Source organism: Enterobacter sp. KB-280D8 (assembly GCF_041399405.1).
Taxonomy (GTDB): Bacteria; Pseudomonadota; Gammaproteobacteria; order Enterobacterales; family Enterobacteriaceae; genus Enterobacter; species Enterobacter cloacae_N.
The window spans coordinates 370,707-390,633 of sequence record NZ_JBGKEC010000002.1; the positions used below are offsets into that span (position 1 = coordinate 370,707).

The window sequence follows — 19,927 nt, forward strand, 5'->3', positions numbered from 1 at the left end:
CTGTCCGTTTCTTGCCCAATCCTCTGAATTTATCCGCGCGGGGCGTCACCAAAGACGCTGTAATCCGGGAGCTGCACCTGCTGATAGGGCTCCCAGCCGCCGCCGAGCGCCTTGTAGAGCGCCACCAGATCGAGCGCACTCTGCACCTGCGCCTGAGCGCGCTGCTGCTCGGCCTGCGCCAGCTGTCGCTGGGCGTCCAGCACGTCGATAAAGCTGGCGATCCCCTGCCGGTAGCTGTCGCTCGCTAAATCAAAGGCGTTTTGCAGGGCGTCAATCGTTTTTGCGAGACCCGCTTCACGCTGCTGGTCGGTACGGTAACTCACCAGCGCGTTTTCGACATCCCCAAGCGCGGTCAGGACCGTCTGGCGATAGTCCAGCACCGCCGCCCCCTGCTGCGCGCGCGCCACCTTGACGCTGGAGACCAGCCGCCCGCCCTGGAAAATGGGAATGGAGACCTGCGGCCCAAAGCTGTAGAAGTGGCTGCTCCAGTCGGTCAGCCAGTTGCTTTCGCTGTTGCGCAGGCCAAACTGCCCGGAGAGCGTAAAGCTCGGGAAAAGCTCCGCCACCGAGACGCCGATTTGCGCCGTCGCGGCGTGAAGGTTCGCCTCCGCTTCGCGCACGTCCGGACGGCGGCGCGCCAGCGTGGACGGAATACCCGTTTGTACGATATCCGGCAGCGCGGGCATCGGCTGCACGCTTTGCAGTTCCGCATCCAGCGCTCCCGGCGGCTTGCCGAGCAGGATCGCCAGGCCGTTCATCGCCTGGCGCTCCTGCGCCTGATACTGCGGTAGCTGCGCTTCGAGGTTGCCCAGCTGCGCCCGGGCGTTTTCCACATCCATCTGCGGCGACAGCCCGCCCCGCTGGCGGCTTTCGGTCAGATCCAACGTCTGCTGGGCGCTTTTAATCTGGGTATTCAGGGTGGCAATAATGCTCTGCGCCCCGCGCAGCTGTAGCCACGCGCGCGCCACTTCGGCTTCCAGCGACACCAGCGCGTCATTACGCTGCTCTATCGCCGCCTTCTGCTGAGCCTCCGCCGCCTCCACCTGACGGCGCACCTTGCCCCACAGGTCGATTTCCCATTGGGCGTCGAAGCTGCCCTGGTAGAGGTTAATCGGCTGCGTCAGCGGCCCCAGCGCGCCTCTGAGTTCAGGATCGACATTATCCAGCTGGTCGTAAACGCCGTGGGATTTCAGCTCCCCTTCCAGCCCGAGCTGCTGGCGCGTCGCCTGCAGATTGCCGTTCACCGACGGGAAAAATGCCCCGCCCGCCTGGTTAATCTGTTCACGCGCCCCGGCGATGCGCAGCACCGTCTGCTGCAGAGTCAGGTTTCCGGCGATGGCGCGCTCAACCAGGCTGTCGAGCTGCGGCGAACCGAAGGTTTTCCACCAGCGGGGGTTGGTCGCGGCGGAGGTGGTTTGCGATTTCACCGCGCTGTCGCCCTTATCGTTCCAGTGCGTAACGGCGGGCGGCGCAGGCTGCTGGTAGTCCGGCCCGACGGCGCAGCCCACCAGTAGCATCACTATCATCAGGGGGTGTAAACGTCTGTGTATCATCAATGTGCTCCTGCACTCCCCTCGCTCTTAACCGGCGAGAGCAACAAACAAAACGGAATCAGTAACAAGGCCACCGCGCTCAGGATGGTGAAGACGTCGATGTAGGCCAAAAAGCGCGATTGCTCGATCATCGTCTGGTACATCCTCCCGGTGGCTATTCCCGTAGGGTCACCCACCTGGGTGGTGAAGTTTTGAATAGCCTGCGCGCTCTCGCGTATCGCCAGCTGGAACTGCTCGTTGAACGGCGAGGCGTGGTACGCAAGGTGCGCGCTGTGCGCCTGCGCGCGCTCGGTGATGGCGGCCGTCGAGAGCGAAATCCCTATGGAGCCCGCCACGTTACGGAACATGGTAAACAGCGCCGCCGCATCGGCGTTGAGCCGTCTCGGTATCGAGATAAAGGCGATGGTGGTGAGCGGCACAAACAGGAACCCCAGACCTATCGACTGGGCGCTGCGGAACAGCACCAGCGTTTCGAAGTCGATATCCGGCGTCAGCGTGCGCGACCAGAAGAACGACACCGCCAGGCAGGTAAAGCCAAAGGCGATGATCCAGCGCGTCTGCACCACCGGCATCAGCTTCAGTACCAGAGGGATAGTTAACACAATCAGCACCGCCCCGGGCGACAGCACCAGCCCGGACCAGGTGGCGGTATAGCCAAGATCCTGCTGCGCCAGCTGCGGGATCACCACCGAGCTGCCGTAGAGGATCATCGCCATCCCCGCCATCAGCAGGCTGGAGATCGCGAAGTTGCGGTCTTTCATGCAGTGCAGATCCACTACAGGCTTTTTGGCATACATCAGCCAGTAGATTGCGCCGATAATGCCGACCAGCGTCAGCACCGCGAAGGTGCGTATAAAGTTCGAATAGAACCAGTCGTCATCCTCGCCCCGGTCGAGCATCACCTGCAAACAACCGAGACCAAGGGCGATCAGGCCGATCCCTGTCCAGTCAATTGTCAGCTTCTCTTTTGATTTGCTCTCCCACGGCGGATCTTCCAGCAGCTGGTAGATCGCCAGCACCGTGACAATCCCCACCGGGATGTTGATAAAGAACACCCAGCGCCAGGAGTAGTTGTCAGTGATCCAGCCGCCCAGCGTCGGGCCGAGCACCGGCGCAACGATAATCGCGATCGAGGAAAGCCCGAACGCTTTGCCCCTGTCCTCCGGCTTGAAGTAGTCGAGCAGCACCGACTGCTGGGTGGGCTGTAGCCCACCGCCAAAGAAGCCCTGCATCACGCGGAACAGAATGATCTGCCACAGCTCGGTGGCAATGCCGCACAGAAACGAGCAGATGGTAAACATCACGATGCAGATTAAGAAGAACTGCTTGCGGCCAAACAGGCGACTGAGGAAGGCAGAGATGGGCAGCACGATGCCGTTCGCCACCAGGTAGCTGGTCAGTACCCAGGTGGATTCGTCATAGCTGGCCGAGAGCGACCCCGCAACGTGCGGCAGCGCGACGTTGACGATGGTGGTGTCCAGAATTTCCATAAACACCGCCAGGGTGACGACAATCGCCACCGCCCACGGATTGCTGGCGGGCTTCCAGTTATCGTGGCTGTGATCCGTCATTCCACGGTAACCTTCGGTTCAACCGACAGCCCCAGCGGCAGCGGCTTGCTTGGATCAAGACCTTTATCAATGACGATTTTTACCGGCACGCGCTGAACAATCTTCACAAAGTTACCGGTGGCGTTTTCCGACGGGAAGGCGGAGAAGCGCGAACCGCTGCCCTGCTGGATGCTGTCGATATGGCCCTCAAGTTCCATATCCGGCCAGGCATCCACGGAGACGCTGACCTTATCGCCGGGCTTCATGCGCTCAAGCTGGGACTCTTTAAAGTTCGCCACCACCCACACGTTCGGGGAAACCAGCGAGAACAGCGCGGTGCCCGCCTGCACCAGCGTGCCGGGCTGCACGTTGCGTTTGGTGACAAAGCCGTCGAACGGAGCGCGGACTTCGGTGTAAGAGAGGTTCAGGTTGGCGGTTTCCAGCTGCGCTTTGGCCTGATCGACCTGACGCTCGCGGGCTTCGACGTTGGTCTCCTGCTGTCGAATTTGCAGCTGAACCTGCTCCGCCACTTCCAGCTGCGCCTGGGCGCTGGCCAGACCGGCCTGGGCGCTGCGTAGCTGAGCATTCGCGGAATCAATACTTTGCTGGGTGGTCGCGCGCGGGTCGACGCCGCGCTGGCGACGGTACTCTGCCTGCGCGTTCGCCAGATCGGCCTGCGCTTTCAGCACCTGCGCTTTAGCTTCATCACGCTGGGCGGGATACTGCACTTTTGAGAGCGCCAGCTGCGCCTGGGCCTGATGGAGCTGCGCGATAGCCAGCCCAAGCTGCGCCTGAGCCTGATCGCGCTGCGCGGTGGTATCACGCGGATCGATGACTACCAGCAGGTCGCCCTTTTTCACACGCTGGTTATCGCGCACGCGCAGCTCGGTAACGTAGCCCGCCGTCTTGGGGGCAATCGTTACCACGTCGCCGTCGGTAAAGGCGTCGTCGGTCGTCTCTTCGTTACGGGTTAAAAACCACCAGACCAGCGCCACAACAACCATCACCACCACGACAATGCCGAGGATAATTAACGGTTTTTTGCCCGGGCGCTTACGCTCATTATTGTTTTTGTCCTGCTCGTCAGCAGGCGGGTTTTGATCTTCAGCCATAGTTCAGCAACGGTCCTGTCAGTGAGCGGCATCACACTATGCCGTTCACTAAAGCTAGGACGTTGCTATACGTTTGCCAGGAAAAACTGACAAATTGCGCACTATATGAGAAGGAATAGTCCGAAACCGATCGCCGCAGCCCAGAGCAGCATCGGAATCGACCAGAGATGGAAGCGCCACCAGATGCGGCGGTCGTTGGCCATGCGCAGGGCAATCAGGTTTGCCAGGGAGCCGGGCAGCAGCCCAAACCCGCCAATGTTAACCGCCCAGGCCAGCAGCGTGTCCGGCGGAACGTAGTTGAGCAGCAGAATGGTGGCAGGCACGTTGCTGATAAACTGCGACAGGCCAATCGCCGTCAGCCACAGCCCCGGCTGCGACAAGCCGCTGACGCTGTGCAGAACGTTTTGCAGTACCGGAAGCTGGATAAGAAGATGCACATCAATAAACATCGCCATAAAGACCAGCAGCAGCGTCCAGTCCACGCTCACCAGCACGCGCCGTGCCAGTACGACAAAGCCCGCAGCGACGAGCAGGACGCCTGCCAGCTCGTACTTCAGCTCCAGGGCGAACAGAAAGACGATATACAGCCCGAGGCAGCTCCAGACCAGCCGCGGCTGCCACTGCGGGCCGGTTGTGCCGCTGTGGTATTGCAGCTTTTTATCCGGAAACGCGAACCAGCACACTGCCAACAGCGACAGCATCATCACCAGCGCCAGAGGCGCCATCTGCCAGGTAAAGGCAGCGAACGACAACCCGGAACGACCCCAGAGGAGGATATTTTGCGGGTTGCCGATAGGGGTCAACAGAGAACCCGCGTTAACGGCGAGCGCTTCAAAGATGATCAAGCGGCTGACCGGGATCTCGCACAGCTTACGCAGCGTGAGCGTGAGGGGCACGATGATAAACAGCGCCACGTCGTTGGTCAGAAACGTTGACAGTACCGCGGCGGAGAACACCATAAACAGGGCCAGCCTGCGCTCGGTGGCAAAACGGCGCACCATTTTACGGCCCAGCACGTCAAAATAGCCGCTCAGCTCGACCCCTTTGGTTAGCATCATTAACCCGCTCAGGGTAATGATGGTGCGCCAGTCAATCGCTGCAGACCAGGCCTGTGGCGCAAACGGCACAAACAGGCTTAACGCTGCGCCAATAATTAATAAGAGATGGAAGAAACGATCGCGTGACAGGGCCTGCAGTCCAGGGATTTTCATTCAGCGGAGGGACCATATTTAAGGGTAAACTCACGAAACTTCACCAGCGTCTCTTCGCTAACGTGGTGCTCCATTCCTTCCGCATCCCGGCGGGCAATTTCCGGGCTGACGCCCAGCACCAGCAAAAAATTCTCGACAAGCTGGTGACGCTCGCGGCTCTCCTGCGCAAGCTTCTCCCCTTCAGCCGTCAGAAACACGCCGCGCCAGGGGATCATTTCAATAAGGCCCACCGAGGCCAGGCGTTTTAACATTTTCGCGACCGTCGGCTGCGAAACCCCCAGCCTGGCGGCCATATCAACCTGACGCGCTTCCCCGACCTCGCGGATCAGATCGGAAATCAGCTCAACGTAATCATCAATCAGTTCACGCCGGTGCGCCTCACGGACCTGGCGAAAACCTTCGACATGTTCTTCAACATTCACCAGTTGCGTCGTTTTCCTCATTGTTGGCTTACCTGCACGACGGTTCATTGTACTTCCTCAGTGGGGTGACGCTTCCAGCGCCCGGTATCGAGAGCGCACATTGTAAACCATAGCTCTGCAAGCACAAAAAATTAACGAAATAGCCATAGCTATACAATATAGCCTGTGCTATATCTGTATGTAATGCAGTCACCCTTCACGGATCGAAGGGATCAAAAATCAGGAGGTCTTATGAACGAATTCAAGAGGTGTATGACCGTGTTTACCCACTCTCCTTTTAAAGTGCGCTTAATGCTGTTGAACATGCTGTGCGATATGTTTAACAACAAACCGCATCAGGACGACAAACCTTCCCACTAAGCGGCGTTGCGGTACGCCGCTTCATTTTTCTGTCACACTTCCGCTGTAAACTGACCAATTCCCGATTATTTTTGCGGATTTGCAGCCCCCTTCGCAAAACATCTGTTTAGCAACTGTTGACCTTAATTCACGCTCGCACTATCTTCTTGCAGCCCTGCACAATTTGCGGCTCGCTGAAGCGGACCTCTCATTCCCTTTCCACGCACTGTCCGGCAGGCTTTGACCCTTGGCGCCAGGGTGAGCACATGGCGTTTTTGTGATAGTGACCTATGAATGTAACCCTGATAGATACCATCGTTACCCGCAGCCGGGCCTTAAGCCCGTGGACGGGATTTTACTTTTTGCAGTCGCTGCTGATTAACTTTGCGCTCGGCTATCCCTTCAGCCTGCTTTATGCGGTGGCTTTCACCTGTGTGCTCCACGTACTGTGGAGGAGTGCCCCGCGCGTGCAGAAAGCGTTTGTGGGGGTCTGTTCACTGGTTGCTGCTATGTATTTCCCGTTTGGTCAGGCCTACGGCTCGCCAAACTTTAATACCCTGCTGGCGCTGCACTCGACCAACATGGAAGAGTCGACGGAGATCCTGACGATCTTCCCGTGGTACAGCTACGTGGTAGGGTTATTTATCTTCGCGTTGGGCGTTATCGCCATCCGCCGTCGGTCGGGCGAGAAAAAATCCTGGGGTAAAATCGAAATACTCTGTCTGGTCTTCAGCCTTGCCGTGGCGTTCGTCGCCCCCATCCAGAATATTCCCTGGGACGGTAAGCTAAGGCTCATCAATATCGGCTATCCGGTTTTCCGCTTCGTGAAAGACGTCGTTGTCAACAATAAAGAGGTTCTCGACGAGCAGGCGCGCATGGCTGAACTTTCCAATATGAAAGACACCTGGAACGTATTGGCGGTTAAGCCGAAATATCATACCTACGTGGTGGTGATTGGCGAGAGCGCACGTCGCGACGCACTGGGTGCCTTCGGCGGGCACTGGAATAACACGCCGTTTGCCAGCTCGGTCAACGGCACCCTGTTTACCGATTATGTTGCAGCCAGCGGCTCGACGCAGAAATCGCTCGGCCTGACGCTGAACCGCGTGGTGGATGGCAAACCTCAGTATCAGGATAATTTTGTTACGCTGGCCAACCGCGCCGGTTTTCAGACCTGGTGGTTCTCCAATCAGGGGCAAATTGGCGAATACGACACGGCCATCGCCAGTATTGCTAAGCGTGCTGACGAAGTGCAGTTCCTGAAGAGCGGCGACTTTGAAGCCGACAAAAACACCAAAGACGAGGCGCTGCTGAAGATGACGGCGCAGGTCTTTGCTACCCCGCGCACCCAGCCTCAGCTGATTGTTCTCCACCTGATGGGATCGCACCCGCAGGCCTGCGATCGCACTGGCGGGAAATACGCGGAGTTTGTGCAGTCAAAAGAGACCTCTTGCTATCTCTACACCATGACGCAAACTGACGATCTTCTCAGCAAGCTGTATGATCAGCTGCGCAACACTGGCGAAAGCTTCTCTGTGGTCTATTTCTCGGATCACGGGCTGGCGTTTAAAGAGCGTGGCAAAGAAGTCCAGTATCTGGCGCACGACGACCAGTTCCAGCAGAACTTCCAGGTACCGTTTATGGTGCTGTCAAGTGATGATAAAACGCATCGCGTTATTAAAGCGCGGCGCTCGGCGAATGATTTCCTGCAGTTCTTCTCACAGTGGACGGGGATTAAGGCCAAAGAGATAAAAAATAGTTACCCGTTTATCTCCAACAAGAAAGCGCCCCCAGTGTACGTTACCAACTTCAAGTTACAGAAAGTTGACTACAACCATCTGGGTACGGATATTTTTGATATTAAGAGTAAGTAGTTTCTGCCGTCTCGTGCGGTCTGATGCCCTCACCCTGGCCCTTTCCCACAGGGAGAGGGAAAAGGCAAAAAAAAATCCGCCACATTGGGCGGATTTTTTATTTCATCACCGGAGTGATTAGAAGCGGTAACCTACGCCCGCGATCCAGGTGCCAACGTCAACGTTGCGGATACGGCTCTGCTCATAGGAGAAGTCCAGAGCCACGTCCTGGATTGGGTTGAACTGCAGGCCTGCGCCATAGGAGAAGCCGTAGTCGCTGGTGCTTGCAGTGCGGTTCAGACCCTGGTTTTCGGTCTGCTGGAATTTACCGTAGCCAACACCTACAACACCGTAGATGCTTGCCCAGTCGTTCAGACGGTAAGCTGGACCAGCGGTGATACCGTAGTACTGGCCTTTGTTGTATGCGCCGTTTTCAGTACGATCTTTCTCGGTGTAGGTGAAAGAACCGATCACGCCCAGCGGGTTGTTATCCTGCTCGTAACGATACTTCAGGTTGAAACCGTTGGTTTTGTTCATCACGCCCTGCATATCGCTCTGAGCGTAACCACCGGTTACAGTAGAAGTAGCAGCTACAGCGGTACCTGCGGAAACAGCCAGTACAGCGGCCAGTGCTGAAAGACATGCAATTTTTTTCATAACCACCTCAAATGTGCTTCAAGTAAGTCCGTAAGTTTTAAATATATCAAAAAAATTTGCGAAACTCTTTGTGATTCGTGATGTCTAATGAGGCCTTTCCTGTAACAGAACGTTTCCAACCTCAGCTAACTCTTTCAAATCACATGCGATTTTTCCTACTAAACGCCCATATTGCGCGTCTGCGCCGTTACATTCATCCAGATTATTCCTAATCTTTCAGGCGATAAATCCACCAGCGCTTAACCATTTTACGGATTTCACGGGCCTTTTTTTTCAACAGAGTCTCAACCGTAGCTGTATATTTCCTTTACACTGCAACCTTTACTCCATTTGACATTAGCTGACAGGAGAAAGGATGCCTGGGTTATCCCGCACGTCGTCGGTCTGGTTGCCGGTAGCCGTCATACTCATTGCCATGTTGTCTATCCAAAGCGGTGCCTCGCTGGCAAAATCGCTTTTTCCTCTGGTGGGTGCCCCCGGGGTGACGGCCCTGCGTATCGTGCTGGGCACGGCGATACTGGTGGTCATTTTCAAACCCTGGCGTCTGCGCTTCAAAAAAGAGCAGCGTCTCCCCCTGCTTTTTTATGGTCTCTCCCTCGGGGCAATGAACTATATGTTCTACCTCTCCATCCAGACCATTCCGCTCGGGATCGCCGTCGCGCTGGAGTTTACCGGCCCGCTGGCGGTGGCGCTTTTCTCCTCCCGTCGTCCGGTGGATTTTATCTGGGTTGTGCTGGCCGTTCTGGGCTTATGGTTCTTGCTGCCGCTCGGCCAGAATGTCTCTGAGATTGATCTCACGGGCGCAGCGCTGGCTCTGGGAGCAGGGGCCTGCTGGGCTGTTTATATCCTCACCGGGCAGCGCGCGGGTGAAGAACATGGCCCGGCAACGGTTGCCCTGGGTTCCGTGATTGCGGCTATCGTTTTTGTGCCGATCGGTATGGCGCAGGCCACGGAGTCTATCTGGCAATGGTCAGTCATGCCCATCGGGCTGGCGGTCGCTGTTCTTTCAACGGCTCTCCCCTATTCTCTGGAGATGATCGCCCTGACGCGTCTGCCGACGCGCATATTTGGCACCCTGATGAGCATGGAGCCCGCTCTTGCGGCGATCTCCGGGATGGTGTTCCTGGGCGAAACGCTGACGTTTACCCAGACGCTGGCGCTCTGCTCAATTATCGCGGCGTCAATGGGTTCAACGCTCACCATGCGCCCGGAGCCCAAAGTAGAGAAAATCGACATCAGCTAATGCCATATATTCTGCATGGCTTCACGGCCATGCAGAATAAAGGCCACAAATTCATACGTTATAATTTCTTACATACCTGGTCATATTATCGAAATATCCTTTCCCGCCTGTTCCCCTTCCGGTGAATTAAGATTGATCTGTATCAATTTCAAAATTACCCATTCATTTCAAGCAATTAAATTATCAACCTCCTTCTTGCTATTAAACCGATAGGCACAGCCAGACCGCAGAGAAAAAATCCGGTGCTATACTTAGTTCCGTAATTACCTGGGACATAAACATCAAGAGGATATGAGATTATGAGTACCGCTAAACTGGTGAAAACGAAAGCGTCTAATCTGCTTTATACCCGTAACGATGTATCGGATAGCGACAAAAAGGCGACCATTGAGTTGCTGAATCGCCAGGTGATCCAGTTCATCGATCTTTCGCTGATCACCAAACAGGCCCACTGGAATATGCGCGGTGCAAACTTTATTGCCGTTCATGAAATGCTGGATGGCTTCCGCACAGCACTGGTGACACACCTCGATACGATGGCTGAACGTGCCGTACAGCTGGGTGGTGTCGCGCTTGGGACCACGCAGGTGATCAACAGCAAAACGCCACTGAAAAGCTACCCGCTGGATATTCATACCGTTCAGGATCACCTGAAAGAGCTGGCGGACCGCTACGCGATTGTGGCCAATGACGTGCGCAAAGCGATTAGCGAAGCCAAAGATGAAGATACCGCAGACATCTTCACCGCCGCGTCCCGCGACCTGGATCAGTTCCTGTGGTTTATCGAATCTAACATCGAATAATTCATACGACTTTTCTATCAAACCCTCGCCTCTGGTGAGGGTTTTGCACATCTATGGTGCACAGTTTTTGCCTGATACGGTGCAAAAGTGAAGGAATTGTAATAATCACCTCACACAACCGTTAATGGAAGATTGTTTTTTCGTCAGAATTTACGCTAAATATCTCCCCGTCAGTTGACCCAAACGAAGTGCACCAAAACGGTGCTCCACCCTGGTGCAACACGACATCATTGCCACGTTTTTTGTGCAATGCATGACTCCATCCCCTTTGCAAAACAACAGCTTGAAAAGTTGGCACGATTTTTTCATTGTGCCAGTCGTTCTCGCAGGGGATCGCCCCGTGGATATAAAAGGAAATGCTATGAAGTCTGTATTAAAAGTTTCACTGGCTGCACTTACCCTGGCTTTTGCGGTGTCCTCTCAGGCTGCCGACAAACTGGTTGTGGCGACCGACACGGCGTTCGTTCCGTTTGAATTTAAGCAGGGTGATAAATACGTTGGTTTTGATGTTGATCTGTGGGCCGCTATCGCCAAAGAACTCAAACTGGACTACACCCTGAAGCCAATGGACTTCAGCGGCATCATCCCGGCACTGCAAACCAAAAACGTCGATCTGGCGCTGGCGGGTATCACCATTACCGAAGAACGTAAAAAAGCGATCGACTTCTCTGACGGCTACTACAAGAGCGGCCTGCTGGTGATGGTTAAAGCCGATAATAACGACGTTAAAAGCGTGAAAGACCTCGACGGCAAAGTGGTCGCGGTGAAGAGCGGTACCGGTTCTGTGGATTACGCGAAAGCGAACATTAAAACCAAAGACCTGCGTCAGTTCCCGAACATCGACAACGCGTACATGGAACTCGGCACCAACCGTGCTGACGCTGTTCTGCACGATACGCCAAACATCCTGTACTTCATCAAAACGGCAGGTAACGGCAAGTTTAAAGCCGTGGGCGACTCTCTGGAAGCTCAGCAGTACGGTATCGCGTTCCCGAAAGGCAGCGACGATCTGCGCACGAAAGTTAACGGCGCGCTGAAAACGCTGAAAGAGAACGGCACCTACAACGAGATCTACAAAAAATGGTTCGGTACCGAGCCTAAATAATAAGACGTAAAAACGACGTTCACTCAGGGGCGGCCTTTCGCCCCTGCTATTTTTGAAACACGGTAACAGTAACAGGAAATTATCATGCAGTTTGACTGGAGCGCCATCTGGCCTGCCATTCCACTCTTGCTTGAAGGCGCTAAAATGACCCTGTGGATTTCGGTCCTCGGTCTGGTTGGCGGGTTGATTATCGGTCTTGTCGCCGGTTTCGCCCGCACCTACGGCGGCTGGATTGCAAACCACATCGCGCTGGTTTTCATCGAAGTGATCCGCGGCACGCCTATTGTTGTGCAGGTCATGTTCATCTACTTCGCCTTGCCCATGGCGTTCACCGACCTGCGCATCGACCCGTTCAGCGCAGCCGTCGTGACCATTATGATCAACTCAGGCGCCTACATTGCGGAAATCACCCGCGGTGCGGTTCTGTCGATTCATAAAGGTTTCAGTGAAGCGGGTCTGGCGTTAGGTCTTTCTCGTCGCGAAACGATCCGCCACGTTATTCTCCCGCTGGCGCTGCGCCGCATGCTGCCACCGCTGGGTAACCAGTGGATCATCAGTATTAAAGATACGTCGCTGTTCATCGTTATCGGCGTGGCCGAACTGACCCGTCAGGGCCAGGAAATTATTGCGGGCAACTTCCGCGCGCTGGAAATCTGGAGTGCGGTCGCCGTTGTCTACCTGATCATTACGCTGGTTCTGAGCTTCGTTCTGCGTCGTCTTGAAAGAAGGATGAAAATCCTGTGATTGAATTTAAAAACGTTTCCAAGCACTTTGGCCCAACCCAGGTGCTGCACAATATCGATCTGAACATCAAGCAGGGTGAAGTGGTGGTGATTATCGGGCCATCCGGCTCCGGTAAATCCACCCTGCTGCGCTGCATTAACAAGCTGGAAGAGATCACCAGCGGCGATCTGATCGTTGACGGTCTGAAGGTGAACGACCCGAAAGTGGACGAGCGTCTGATTCGCCAGGAAGCGGGCATGGTGTTCCAGCAGTTCTACCTGTTCCCGCACCTGACGGCGCTGGAAAACGTAATGTTTGGCCCACTGCGCGTGCGCGGTGCCAACAAAGCGGCAGCAGAAGCGCTGGCAAAAGATCTGCTGGCGAAGGTTGGCCTGGCGGAGCGTGCGCACCACTACCCTTCCGAGCTTTCCGGCGGCCAGCAGCAGCGCGTGGCAATTGCGCGCGCGCTGGCGGTGAAACCGAAGATGATGCTGTTTGATGAGCCGACGTCCGCACTCGACCCGGAGTTGCGCCACGAGGTGCTGAAAGTCATGCAGGATCTGGCGGAAGAAGGGATGACCATGGTTATCGTGACCCACGAAATCGGCTTTGCTGAGAAAGTGGCCTCCCGTCTGATCTTCATCGATAAAGGCCGTATCGCGGAAGACGGTAACCCGCAGGCGCTGATCGCGAATCCGCCGAGCCAGCGTTTACAGGAGTTCCTGCAGCACGTCTCCTGATCCCTCGCTTTACGCCAAGCCGGGCTTGCCCGGCTTTTTTACGCCAGATTGTTCCCAAAAACGCCCCTCCTCCCCTCGCCCTCTATACTTATCATTTTGCACGATATTTTTGTCGGAGGACGCCGTGCCCTGGATCCTGCTGCTGTTAATAAGCCTGTTTAGTGCGCCATCGCTCGCCGTGGCGATACCCGGTGTCACCACCGGAGCAACCGCGTCCCAGCAAGGTTCTCCTCCTCCGGAACCGGATGCTGAACAAAAAAAAGCGGCTTACAGCGCGCTTGCCGACGTTCTTGAAAACGACGCCTCCCGAAAGGAGCTCATCGAGCAGTTGCGCAAAGCCGCCGCCGCGCCGCCGCAGGAAACCGTTCCGACCCTCACCCCGCCGCAGGTGGAGGAACAAAAAACGGTGCTGGAAAACGTCACCGACGTGAGCCGCCGTTACGGTGAAGCGCTTTCCGCGCGCTTTGCCCAGCTCTACCGCAACCTGATGGGATCCCAGCACAAGGCGTTTAACCCGCAAACCTTTACCGCCGCCGCCACCCAGTTTTTGATGCTGGCCGCGGCCGTGTTTATTTTTTACTGGCTGGTGCGCCTGTGCGCCTGGCCGCTGTACCGCAGGATGGGCCACTGGGGGCGGAAAAAGAACCAGCATAAAAACAGCTGGCTGCACCTCCCCGCTATGGTTGCCGGGGCGTTTATCATCGATTTACTGCTGCTGGCATTAACGCTGTTTGTCGGTCAGGTGCTTGCGGATCACCTCAACACGGGCAACAAAACCATTGCCTTCCAGCAGGCGCTCTTCCTGAATGCGTTTGCGCTCATCGAATTTTTTAAAGCGGTGCTGCGCGTCATCTTTTGCCCGCGCGTGCCTGAGCTTCGCCCTTTCAATATCAGCGACGACAGCGCGAAATACTGGGCCGTGCGGCTAAGCGTCCTCAGCGGCCTGATAGGCTACGGCCTGCTGGTTGCCGTGCCGATTATCTCCAACCAGGTTAACGTGCAGTTTGGCGCGCTGGCGAACGTGCTGATCATGCTCTGTATAACCGTCTGGTCTCTGTACCTTATCTTTCACAATAAAAAGGCGATCACCGAGAGTCTGCTGCACCTGGCCGACCGTTCCCTCTCGTTTTTCAGCCTGTTTATTCGCGCCTTCGCGCTGGTGTGGCACTGGCTGGCAAGCGCGTACTTTATTGTGCTGTGCTTCTTCTCGCTGTTCGACCCGGGAAACAGCCTGAAATTTATGATGGGGGCAACGTTCAAAAGCCTGGCGATTATCGGCATCGCGGCATTTGTGTCCGGGCTGCTGTCCCGCTGGATCTCGAAAACCATCACCCTGTCGCCGCAGGTACAGCGTAATTACCCGGAACTGCAAAAACGGGTGAACGGCTGGATGTCGGTCTCGCTCAAGGTGGCGCGCATTCTGACCGTCTGTGTGGCAATCATGCTGCTGCTGAACGCGTGGAGCCTGTTTGATTTCTGGAACTGGCTACATAACGGCGCAGGCGAGAAGACCGTCGATATTTTAATTCGTATTGCGTTGATATTATTTTTCTCCGCCGTCGGCTGGACGCTGCTGGCAAGCCTTATCGAGAACCGTCTGGTCTCCGATATTCACGGCAGACCGCTCCCCAGCGCCCGCGCGCGGACGCTGTTGACCCTGTTCCGTAATGCGCTGGCGGTGATCATCAGCACCATCACCATCATGATCGTGCTGTCGGAAATCGGCGTGAATATCGCCCCGCTACTGGCAGGTGCCGGCGCGCTGGGGCTGGCGATCTCTTTCGGTTCGCAAACGCTGGTGAAGGATATTATTACCGGCATCTTTATCCAGTTTGAGAACGGGATGAACACGGGCGATCTGGTGACCATCGGGCCGTTGACCGGCACCGTTGAGCGCATGTCGATTCGCTCGGTAGGCGTGCGTCAGGATACCGGGGCGTACCACATCATTCCGTGGTCATCGATCACCACCTTCGCCAACTTTGTGCGCGGCATTGGCTCCGTTGTGGCGAACTACGACGTGGATCGTCACGAGGATGCGGATAAAGCGAAGCAGGCGCTGCGGGATGCGGTGGAAGAGCTGATGCAGATGGAGGATATTCGCGGGCTGGTGATTGGCGAGCCGTCATTTGCTGGCATCGTCGGGCTGACGAACACGGCATTTACCCTTCGCGTGTCGTTCACCACCCAGCCGCTGAAGCAGTGGACGGTGCGCTTTGCCCTCGACAGCATGGTGAAGAAGCACTTCGATCTGGCGAACGTGAGAACGCCGGTGCAGACGTATCAGGTATTGTCGCCGCCCGCCTCGCCGCTCCCTCCGCAGGAGCCGACGCTGTAACCCTATTGCCCGGTAGCGCTGCGCTTACCGGGCCTGTGGGTAGTTACTTCCGACGTTTGTTATCGTCCATAAATGACCAGGCGATAAAGCGGCTCTGCTTCTGGCCCTGCGCCATCTCTTTTTTCACCACTTTTACGGCGCCCGCTTCGGTCAGCGCGCGGTAGAGCGGCGGCAGGTTATCCCCTCGGGAAACCAGCGTCGTGAACCACTTCACCTGACGGCCAAACTGTTTGCTTTCCGCAATCATGCGCAGGATAAACGCAACTTCACCGCCCTCGCACCACAGCTCCTGCTGCTGACCGCCGAAGTTCAGCGCGGCGTCTTCCGCCTGACCGAGGTTGCGGCGTTTACGCTCGCTGCCCGCGCGGGCCGCTGCCGCCGAATCATGAAACGGCGGGTTGCACATTGTGGCGTCATAGCTTTCATTTTTGTGAATAATGCCGTTGAAGATAGCTGCAGCATCTTTCTGACGACGCAGACGAATAGCGCGGCTCAGGCCGGAATTGGCGCTGACGATCGCCTGCGCGCTGGCAAAGGCCTCGGCCCCGATTTCGCTCCCGGTAAAGCGCCAGTGATACTCATGCACGCCAATCAGCGGGTAAATCAGGTTTGCCCCGGTACCAATATCCAGGATGGAAGCCTGCTGCGGGATCGCGCCGTCACGGTCTTCGGCGAGAAGATCGGCAAGGTGATGAACGTAATCAGCGCGGCCCGGAACGGGAGGACAGAGAAAGCCTTCCGGGATATCCCAGTGCGCCACACCGTAAAAATGCGCCAGCAGCGCTTTGTTCAGCGTTTTCACCGCCTGCGGGTCGGCAAAGTTGACAGACGGCTCACCCGCTGGGGTCTGGACAATGTAGTCCTGCAGCGCAGGGCAGCTTTGGCACAGGGCGTTCATGTCGTAGCGACTGCGGTGGCGGTTTCGTGGGTGCAATCCCGGCTTTTGGGAAGTCATGGCATTCTCCTTTAAACAGCGGCGTAAGATACCCTGTGCTGGCCCAACGGTAAATCTTTCTCTGCGGCGCTTAAAAAAACACCGTAAATCAAACACCTCTACGTCTATGATCTGTCAGTGAATTGTCAGTTTTTATCGTTCAAAAAATAAGCAGATCATCATCAAATATTTGCGCTAAGTCACACTCGTCAGGCTTCTAAACTTAGAGGGAATCACCTGTTGTTTCCTCATGAGGATGTGATTATGAAAAAGTACCTGACCCTTGCTGTTATCGCCGGCGTCCTGGCGACCGCTTCATTTTCTACAATGGCCGTCCAGTCGCTGACCGAGAGTAACGATACCAGCCAGCTGCGTCCGGCGGGCACCGTCTCGGTAAGCCGCGCAAGTAATCTGGACGATCTGCAAAATAAACTGGCCGAGAAAGCCCGCCAGGAAGGTGCCAAAGGCTTCGTGGTAAACTCCGCAGGCGGAGATAACCATATGTACGGCACTGCGACCATCTATAAATAATTTCCCTCTCTATAAAACTGCATCTGCCTGCCGGATGCAGTTCGCTTCCCCTTCACCTTGATTGTTCATTTTTTAACCCCATATTAAAAGCAGGGTATAAACCAATTTCAGGAGGATGCTATGGCTTCCGGCTGGGCGAATGACGACGCCGTTAACGAACAGATCAACAGTACGATTGAAGATGCAGTTGCGCGCGCTCGCGGTGAGATTCCGCGCGGTGAAAGTTTAAAGGAGTGCGAAGAGTGCGGAGAGCCGATTCCGGAGGCGCGGCGTAAAGCCATCCCCGGCGTAAGGTTATGCATCACCTGCCAGCAGGATAAAGATTCAAAAAATGCTTCACATCCAGGTTATAATCGCAGAGGATCGAAAGACAGCCAGCTACGTTGACTTTCCTTTACCTAAGTTAACCGCGAGGGAACCTACCTTTACGCTCACGAAATTTAGCGAACCGCGTAGCAAAATGTGCCCTTCACCTCTCTTCTGTAAAGCGCACCAACAAGAAGTGTAAAGCGCAACTTCGATTTAATTAATAATCAATAAGTTATTTGTCATTCAATTTTTTTGATTGAACACGTCAATTCTCTTCGATTTTATCTCACCGAAAAAAACGTGATACTTATCACATCGACGGAACATCGTCCCCTTAACAGAAAACACCTGCGAGAGATTAATTATGAAAACCATTAAATATGCTGTAGCTGCTGTTGCCCTGTCCGCTCTGTCTTTTGGCGCATTCGCCGTAGAGCCAGTTTCATCCACTCAGGCTCAGAGCATGAATAAAATCGGTGTGGTGAGTGCAGAAGGCGCAACCACGCTGGACGGTCTGGAAGCCAAGCTGGCCGAGAAAGCGGCGGCTGCCGGTGCAAGCGGATATACCATCACCTCCGCTAACACCAATAACAAACTGAGCGGTACTGCGGTTATCTACAAATAATCGCCTGAATGAATGCTGTACCCTCGCCAAACCCTCTGGTGAGCTGCTCCAACCCTCATTGACCCTGTTGTTACCCTTGTTTGCCCGTCCGCCACTGGACGGGCTTTTTTTTGCCTAAAACGCCGCTTCAACGCGTTTCAGACCGGCCTCGACCGTGTCAGCTTCCCCGGTTGCCAGCAGGCAGCAGGCCATCTGCAGCTTAATAGCATGCGGCACAGGCACATTTCCGGCAAGGCACTGTTCAATCCAGCGCGCGGTGGTGAGCGGATCTTTCGCCTCGGGGAGAATGACTCCCGTATTCTCTTCCCCACGCTCCAGAACCGCACGCGTACCGGCAGAATCGATCAGCATCAGCTGAGGGCAGCGCAGTGGATTGGCATAAACTTCACCTTCCGTGCCGTGCATCAGCAGCGCCCTGCCGCCAATCTCCTCAAAAAATGTCCCAACACGCCCCACGTATTCCGGGTGTGAGACGCTGGAAAGGCGCAATGCGGCGTCTTCAGCAAACGGCGTCGCCAGCTTCGCCAGGGTATGCGCGCTGTTACGCACGCCCATTCGCCAGCGCATATCAAGCTGCTTTTCCAGCGGCGGACACAGAGCACCAACGGGGATGTAAACCGGTTCATGCCCCTCCAGCTTTGCCTGCGCCTGGCCCGCATGACGCGTGGGTTCAATCCCCAGCATGCCGAAAATGGTCTCCGTCAGCACGCGCGTCGGATCTTCGCTGACCCCATGTACCACCACCGGGAACCCCAGCTTATGTAATAAGATCGCCAGCAGCGGGGTCAGGTTTGCCTGCTTGCGCGCGCCGTTATAGCTGGGGATTACGATCGGCATCGGTTTTGCCACCGGCGGCGTTAAGCGCAGCGTTTGCGCCTGCATCGCCTCGTAGAAGCCGCGCATCTCCGCTTCGCCTTCGCCTTTAATACGTAGCGCAATCAGGATGCCGCCCATTTCCAGGTCCGGTACCTCTCCATTGAGCATACGGGTATACAGGGCGCGAGCGGTCTCATGGTCCAGATCGCGGGCGTGGTTTTTGCCCCGGCCTACCTCTTTGATAATCTTGCGATAATCCACGACATCTCTCCTGAAAATATCATCTTGTTAACAATATAGCCCCGTTGAACGTCTGGACGTTAGTTTTTTTCGACACAATCAACGTTCTGTTTTTATGGCGAAAAATGAAACTCAAGCATTATTTCAATTATTTGTGATTTCTGCAGAAGATTCTTAACGCATCAATATTTGTTTAAATAACCAGCGGAAAGTCATCAAGGGTCAACGGTGAAAACGTCCAGGCAACGCTATCACCAGAAACATACCAGGATTTGTTATGAACAAGGTTGCTTTAGGTTTAATTATCGCCGCAACGATAGGATGTTCTGCATCCGCATTTGCGACAACAAACGGTGAAGGTCAGATCAATTTCACCGGTGAAATTATCGATTCTGCTTGTCAGGTCGTGAATGGGTTGAGTAACCCATTAAATGTTCAGCTGGGAAAAGTGTCTAAAACGGTATTTACCGGCGCAGGCTCTACCAGCACATTAACCAAGTTTGATATTCAGTTAACGAACTGCCCGGAAACGGTCACCTCCGCTGCGATTAACTTCGGCGGTACGCCGGATGCGAATAACAACGCCACGCTGGCCTTAACGCCAGATACCGATGCAGCTACAGGTGTCGCTATTCAGCTGGTTGACGCGTCAGAGCAGCCGGTCACCCTGTATACGCCGTCTCAGCAATATCCATTAGCCTCCGGCACGGCGGTTAACGATCTGGAGTTCGGCGCACGCTATATCCAAACCGGCGCTGCGATTACCGCAGGCCCTGCTAACTCTGTATCGACCTTCACCGTTATTTACAACTGATCTTATCAA

20 protein-coding genes are annotated in these 19,927 nt (G+C 55.4%); 12 read left to right on the forward strand and 8 right to left on the reverse strand.

What is annotated here, in order from left to right:
• Window positions 1–29: 29 nt before the first annotated feature.
• The 5 genes from AB8818_RS07220 to mntR form a co-directional block, all read right to left on the reverse strand.
• Complete coding sequence (locus AB8818_RS07220) at window positions 30–1,553, reverse strand: efflux transporter outer membrane subunit (RefSeq protein WP_163330788.1); 1,524 nt, start codon at window positions 1,551–1,553, stop codon at window positions 30–32.
• Window positions 1,553–3,124 (reverse strand): DHA2 family efflux MFS transporter permease subunit, encoded by a 1,572-nt coding sequence (locus tag AB8818_RS07225; RefSeq protein ID WP_028012453.1) that lies wholly within the window; start codon window positions 3,122–3,124, stop codon window positions 1,553–1,555. The genes AB8818_RS07220 and AB8818_RS07225 overlap by 1 nt, the downstream gene beginning before the upstream one ends.
• Complete coding sequence (locus tag AB8818_RS07230) at window positions 3,121–4,215, reverse strand: HlyD family secretion protein (protein WP_163330787.1); 1,095 nt, start codon at window positions 4,213–4,215, stop codon at window positions 3,121–3,123. Before AB8818_RS07230 ends, AB8818_RS07225 begins: the two co-directional genes overlap by 4 nt.
• A 101-nt stretch (window positions 4,216–4,316) precedes the next feature.
• Window positions 4,317–5,426, reverse strand: a complete 1,110-nt coding sequence (locus AB8818_RS07235; protein WP_163330786.1) for an anion transporter — start codon at window positions 5,424–5,426, stop codon at window positions 4,317–4,319.
• On the reverse strand, window positions 5,423–5,896 hold the full coding sequence (mntR, locus tag AB8818_RS07240; RefSeq protein ID WP_163330785.1) for a manganese-binding transcriptional regulator MntR: 474 nt from the start codon (window positions 5,894–5,896) through the stop codon (window positions 5,423–5,425). Before mntR ends, AB8818_RS07235 begins: the two co-directional genes overlap by 4 nt.
• A gap of 183 nt (window positions 5,897–6,079) precedes the next feature.
• Between mntR and mntS the strand changes: the two genes are divergently transcribed.
• Complete coding sequence (gene mntS / locus AB8818_RS07245) at window positions 6,080–6,208, forward strand: manganase accumulation protein MntS (protein ID WP_014831181.1); 129 nt, start codon at window positions 6,080–6,082, stop codon at window positions 6,206–6,208.
• A gap of 269 nt (window positions 6,209–6,477) precedes the next feature.
• On the forward strand, window positions 6,478–8,061 hold the full coding sequence (locus AB8818_RS07250) for a phosphoethanolamine transferase (RefSeq protein ID WP_116343393.1): 1,584 nt from the start codon (window positions 6,478–6,480) through the stop codon (window positions 8,059–8,061).
• 117 nt (window positions 8,062–8,178) lie between these two features.
• Here AB8818_RS07250 and ompX read toward each other — a convergent pair whose 3' ends face one another.
• On the reverse strand, window positions 8,179–8,697 hold the full coding sequence (gene ompX / locus AB8818_RS07255) for an outer membrane protein OmpX (protein WP_014883110.1): 519 nt from the start codon (window positions 8,695–8,697) through the stop codon (window positions 8,179–8,181).
• A 355-nt stretch (window positions 8,698–9,052) separates the two neighbouring features.
• On the opposite strand from ompX, the gene rhtA reads away from it, so the two are divergent.
• The 6 genes from rhtA (at window position 9,053) to ybiO (ending at window position 15,649) form a co-directional block, all read left to right on the forward strand.
• A complete protein-coding gene (gene rhtA / locus AB8818_RS07260) occupies window positions 9,053–9,940 on the forward strand; it encodes a threonine/homoserine exporter RhtA (protein WP_116343392.1) in 888 nt (295 codons plus the stop codon).
• A gap of 299 nt (window positions 9,941–10,239) precedes the next feature.
• A complete protein-coding gene (dps, locus tag AB8818_RS07265) occupies window positions 10,240–10,743 on the forward strand; it encodes a DNA starvation/stationary phase protection protein Dps (protein ID WP_008501171.1) in 504 nt (167 codons plus the stop codon).
• 361 nt (window positions 10,744–11,104) lie between these two features.
• Window positions 11,105–11,848, forward strand: coding sequence for a glutamine ABC transporter substrate-binding protein GlnH (glnH, locus tag AB8818_RS07270; protein WP_014831177.1), 744 nt, complete (start codon window positions 11,105–11,107; stop codon window positions 11,846–11,848).
• Window positions 11,849–11,932: 84 nt separating this feature from the next.
• Complete coding sequence (gene glnP / locus AB8818_RS07275; RefSeq protein WP_003858462.1) at window positions 11,933–12,592, forward strand: glutamine ABC transporter permease GlnP; 660 nt, start codon at window positions 11,933–11,935, stop codon at window positions 12,590–12,592.
• Window positions 12,589–13,311 carry a glutamine ABC transporter ATP-binding protein GlnQ gene (glnQ, locus tag AB8818_RS07280; RefSeq protein ID WP_116343390.1) on the forward strand — a complete coding sequence of 241 codons (723 nt, stop codon included), beginning with the start codon at window positions 12,589–12,591 and terminating at the stop codon, window positions 13,309–13,311. The genes glnP and glnQ overlap by 4 nt, the downstream gene beginning before the upstream one ends.
• A gap of 124 nt (window positions 13,312–13,435) precedes the next feature.
• Window positions 13,436–15,649 carry a mechanosensitive channel protein gene (ybiO, locus tag AB8818_RS07285; protein WP_192982907.1) on the forward strand — a complete coding sequence of 738 codons (2,214 nt, stop codon included), beginning with the start codon at window positions 13,436–13,438 and terminating at the stop codon, window positions 15,647–15,649.
• A 43-nt stretch (window positions 15,650–15,692) separates the two neighbouring features.
• Here ybiO and rlmF read toward each other — a convergent pair whose 3' ends face one another.
• A complete protein-coding gene (gene rlmF, locus AB8818_RS07290) occupies window positions 15,693–16,604 on the reverse strand; it encodes a 23S rRNA (adenine(1618)-N(6))-methyltransferase RlmF (protein ID WP_163330783.1) in 912 nt (303 codons plus the stop codon).
• A gap of 243 nt (window positions 16,605–16,847) precedes the next feature.
• On the opposite strand from rlmF, the gene mcbA reads away from it, so the two are divergent.
• From mcbA to ybiJ, 3 genes are all read left to right on the forward strand, one after another.
• Window positions 16,848–17,114 (forward strand): DUF1471 family periplasmic protein McbA, encoded by a 267-nt coding sequence (gene mcbA, locus AB8818_RS07295; protein WP_192982904.1) that lies wholly within the window; start codon window positions 16,848–16,850, stop codon window positions 17,112–17,114.
• Window positions 17,115–17,234: 120 nt separating this feature from the next.
• Window positions 17,235–17,501, forward strand: a complete 267-nt coding sequence (locus tag AB8818_RS07300) for a DksA/TraR family C4-type zinc finger protein (RefSeq protein WP_116343387.1) — start codon at window positions 17,235–17,237, stop codon at window positions 17,499–17,501.
• A 286-nt stretch (window positions 17,502–17,787) separates the two neighbouring features.
• Window positions 17,788–18,048, forward strand: coding sequence for a DUF1471 family protein YbiJ (gene ybiJ, locus AB8818_RS07305; protein ID WP_014883102.1), 261 nt, complete (start codon window positions 17,788–17,790; stop codon window positions 18,046–18,048).
• Between the two features lie 114 nt (window positions 18,049–18,162).
• Here the strand turns inward: ybiJ and ybiB are convergent, their stop codons facing one another.
• Window positions 18,163–19,125 (reverse strand): DNA-binding protein YbiB, encoded by a 963-nt coding sequence (ybiB, locus tag AB8818_RS07310; protein WP_116343386.1) that lies wholly within the window; start codon window positions 19,123–19,125, stop codon window positions 18,163–18,165.
• 256 nt (window positions 19,126–19,381) lie between these two features.
• On the opposite strand from ybiB, the gene AB8818_RS07315 reads away from it, so the two are divergent.
• The gene (locus AB8818_RS07315) at window positions 19,382–19,918 is read left to right on the forward strand and encodes a fimbrial protein (RefSeq protein WP_061098798.1); all 537 of its coding nucleotides are present in this window, start codon (window positions 19,382–19,384) and stop codon (window positions 19,916–19,918) included.
• Window positions 19,919–19,927 lie beyond the last annotated feature (9 nt).

Bases quoted from the DNA above. Each gene is read 5' to 3' on its own strand.
- AB8818_RS07315 (WP_061098798.1), top strand. From the start codon at position 19,382: ATGAACAAGGTTGCTTTAGGTTTAATTATCGCCGCAACGATAGGATGT.
- AB8818_RS07300 (WP_116343387.1), top strand. From the start codon at position 17,235: ATGGCTTCCGGCTGGGCGAATGACGACGCCGTTAACGAACAGATCAAC.
- glnH (WP_014831177.1), top strand. From the start codon at position 11,105: ATGAAGTCTGTATTAAAAGTTTCACTGGCTGCACTTACCCTGGCTTTT.
- AB8818_RS07230 (WP_163330787.1), bottom strand. From the start codon at position 4,215: ATGGCTGAAGATCAAAACCCGCCTGCTGACGAGCAGGACAAAAACAAT.
- glnP (WP_003858462.1), top strand. From the start codon at position 11,933: ATGCAGTTTGACTGGAGCGCCATCTGGCCTGCCATTCCACTCTTGCTT.
- AB8818_RS07220 (WP_163330788.1), bottom strand. From the start codon at position 1,553: ATGATACACAGACGTTTACACCCCCTGATGATAGTGATGCTACTGGTG.
- AB8818_RS07225 (WP_028012453.1), bottom strand. From the start codon at position 3,124: ATGACGGATCACAGCCACGATAACTGGAAGCCCGCCAGCAATCCGTGG.
- mntR (WP_163330785.1), bottom strand. From the start codon at position 5,896: ATGAACCGTCGTGCAGGTAAGCCAACAATGAGGAAAACGACGCAACTG.
- AB8818_RS07250 (WP_116343393.1), top strand. From the start codon at position 6,478: ATGAATGTAACCCTGATAGATACCATCGTTACCCGCAGCCGGGCCTTA.
- mcbA (WP_192982904.1), top strand. From the start codon at position 16,848: ATGAAAAAGTACCTGACCCTTGCTGTTATCGCCGGCGTCCTGGCGACC.
- dps (WP_008501171.1), top strand. From the start codon at position 10,240: ATGAGTACCGCTAAACTGGTGAAAACGAAAGCGTCTAATCTGCTTTAT.
- AB8818_RS07235 (WP_163330786.1), bottom strand. From the start codon at position 5,426: ATGAAAATCCCTGGACTGCAGGCCCTGTCACGCGATCGTTTCTTCCAT.
- rhtA (WP_116343392.1), top strand. From the start codon at position 9,053: ATGCCTGGGTTATCCCGCACGTCGTCGGTCTGGTTGCCGGTAGCCGTC.
- rlmF (WP_163330783.1), bottom strand. From the start codon at position 16,604: ATGACTTCCCAAAAGCCGGGATTGCACCCACGAAACCGCCACCGCAGT.
- ybiJ (WP_014883102.1), top strand. From the start codon at position 17,788: ATGAAAACCATTAAATATGCTGTAGCTGCTGTTGCCCTGTCCGCTCTG.
- ompX (WP_014883110.1), bottom strand. From the start codon at position 8,697: ATGAAAAAAATTGCATGTCTTTCAGCACTGGCCGCTGTACTGGCTGTT.
- mntS (WP_014831181.1), top strand. From the start codon at position 6,080: ATGAACGAATTCAAGAGGTGTATGACCGTGTTTACCCACTCTCCTTTT.